This is a genomic window from Bacillus cereus group sp. BfR-BA-01523 (genome assembly GCF_022662615.1).
GTDB lineage: Bacteria > Bacillota > Bacilli > Bacillales > Bacillaceae_G > Bacillus_A > Bacillus_A mycoides.
In genome coordinates this window covers 1-2951 of sequence record NZ_JAKUDX010000029.1, presented here as the reverse complement: position 1 = coordinate 2951, position 2951 = coordinate 1, and the positions used below count along the sequence as shown (strand labels likewise).

Below are 2951 nucleotides of genomic sequence, written 5' to 3'. Positions count from 1 at the left end.
GCTTCATATTATATGGTTAAGTCCTCGATCTATTAGTATTCGTCAGCTCCACATGTCACCATGCTTCCACCTCGAACCTATCAACCTGATCATCTTTCAGGGATCTTACTAGCTTACGCTATGGGAAATCTCATCTTGAGGGGGGCTTCATGCTTAGATGCTTTCAGCACTTATCCCTTCCGCACATAGCTACCCAGCTATGCCCTTGGCAGAACAACTGGTACACCAGCGGTGCGTCCATCCCGGTCCTCTCGTACTAAGGACAGCTCCTCTCAAATTTCCTGCGCCCACGACGGATAGGGACCGAACTGTCTCACGACGTTCTGAACCCAGCTCGCGTACCGCTTTAATGGGCGAACAGCCCAACCCTTGGGACCGACTACAGCCCCAGGATGCGATGAGCCGACATCGAGGTGCCAAACCTCCCCGTCGATGTGGACTCTTGGGGGAGATAAGCCTGTTATCCCCGGGGTAGCTTTTATCCGTTGAGCGATGGCCCTTCCATGCGGAACCACCGGATCACTAAGCCCGACTTTCGTCCCTGCTCGACTTGTAGGTCTCGCAGTCAAGCTCCCTTATGCCTTTGCACTCTACGAATGATTTCCAACCATTCTGAGGGAACCTTTGGGCGCCTCCGTTACACTTTAGGAGGCGACCGCCCCAGTCAAACTGCCCACCTGACACTGTCTCCCGGGTCGATGAGACCCGTAGGTTAGAATTTCAATACAGTCAGGGCGGTATCCCACCAGCGCCTCCACCGAAGCTAGCGCTCCGGTTTCAATGGCTCCCGCCTATCCTGTACAAACTGTACCAAAATTCAATATCAGGCTACAGTAAAGCTCCACGGGGTCTTTCCGTCCTGTCGCGGGTAACCTGCATCTTCACAGGTACTATAATTTCACCGAGTCTCTGGTTGAGACAGTGCCCAAATCGTTACACCTTTCGTGCGGGTCGGAACTTACCCGACAAGGAATTTCGCTACCTTAGGACCGTTATAGTTACGGCCGCCGTTTACTGGGGCTTCAGTTCAGAGCTTCGCTTACGCTAACCCCTCTCCTTAACCTTCCAGCACCGGGCAGGTGTCAGCCCCTATACTTCGCCTTACGGCTTCGCAGAGACCTGTGTTTTTGCTAAACAGTCGCTTGGGCCTATTCACTGCGGCTTTCCGTTAAGAAAGCACCCCTTCTCCCGAAGTTACGGGGTCATTTTGCCGAGTTCCTTAACCAGAGTTCTCTCGCACACCTTAGGATTCTCTCCTCGCCTACCTGTGTCGGTTTGCGGTACAGGCACCTTTTATCTCGCTAGAAGCTTTTCTTGGCAGCGGGGAATCAAAGACTTCGCTCCATAAGGAGCTTCCCCATCACAGCTCAGCCTTCACGATAAGCGGATTTGCCTACTTATCAGCCTAACTGCTTGGACGTGCACAACCAATCGCACGCTTCTTCTATCCTTCTGCGTCCCTCCATTGCTCAAACGATAAAGAGGTGGTACAGGAATATCAACCTGTTGTCCATCGCCTACGCCTGTCGGCCTCGGCTTAGGTCCTGACTAACCCTGAGCGGACGAGCCTTCCTCAGGAAACCTTAGGCATTCGGTGGACGGGATTCTCACCCGTCTTTCGCTACTCATACCGGCATTCTCACTTCTAAGCGCTCCACCAGTCCTTCCGGTCTGACTTCACTGCACTTAGAACGCTCCCCTACCACTGATACCATTGGTATCAATTCGCAGCTTCGGTGGTGTATTTAGCCCCGGTACATTTTCGGCGCAGAGTCACTCGACTAGTGAGCTATTACGCACTCTTTAAATGGTGGCTGCTTCTGAGCCAACATCCTAGTTGTCTAAGCAACTCCACATCCTTTTCCACTTAATACACACTTTGGGACCTTAGCTGGCGATCTGGGCTGTTTCCCTCTTGACTACGGATCTTATCACTCGCAGTCTGACTCCTAAGGATAAGTCATTGGCATTCGGAGTTTGACTGAATTCGGTAATCCGATGAGGACCCCTAGTTCAATCAGTGCTCTACCTCCAAGACTCTTACACTTAAGGCTAGCCCTAAAGCTATTTCGGGGAGAACCAGCTATCTCCAGGTTCGATTGGAATTTCTCCGCTACCCACACCTCATCCCCGCACTTTTCAACGTGCGTGGGTTCGGGCCTCCATTCAGTGTTACCTGAACTTCACCCTGGACATGGGTAGATCACCTGGTTTCGGGTCTACGACCACGTACTAAACGCCCTATTCAGACTCGCTTTCGCTGCGGCTCCGCCTCTTCAGCTTAACCTCGCACGGGATCGTAACTCGCCGGTTCATTCTACAAAAGGCACGCCATCACCCATTAACGGGCTCTGACTATTTGTAGGCACACGGTTTCAGGATCTCTTTCACTCCCCTTCCGGGGTGCTTTTCACCTTTCCCTCACGGTACTGGTTCACTATCGATCACTAGGGAGTATTTAGCCTTGGGAGATGGTCCTCCCAGATTCCGACGGAATTTCACGTGTTCCGCCGTACTCAGGATACATTCAAGAGAGAACGAAGTTTCGACTACGGGGTTATTACCCTCTGTGACGGACCTTTCCAGGTCGCTTCGTCTACCTCGTTCCTTTGTAACTCCGTATAGAATGTCCTACAACCCCAAGAGGCAAGCCTCTTGGTTTGGGCTAGATTCCGTTTCGCTCGCCGCTACTCAGGAAATCGCATTTGCTTTCTCTTCCTCCAGGTACTTAGATGTTTCAGTTCCCTGGGTCTGTCTTCCATACCCTATGTATTCAGGTAAGGATACCATACCATTACGTATAGTGGGTTTCCCCATTCGGAAATCTTCGGATCAAAGCTTACTTACAGCTCCCCGAAGCATATCGGCGTTAGTCCCGTCCTTCATCGACTCCTAGTGTCAAGGCATCCACCGTGCGCCCTTTCTAACTTAACCAAACTAAAATTAAAAAA

The 2951-nt window shown here is 51.5% G+C and carries 1 rRNA gene; it reads right to left on the bottom strand.

From position 1 onward, the window contains the following. Positions 1-12: 12 nt before the first annotated feature. Positions 13-2934, bottom strand: a 23S ribosomal RNA gene (locus MR066_RS26935). Positions 2935-2951: the final 17 nt, after the last annotated feature.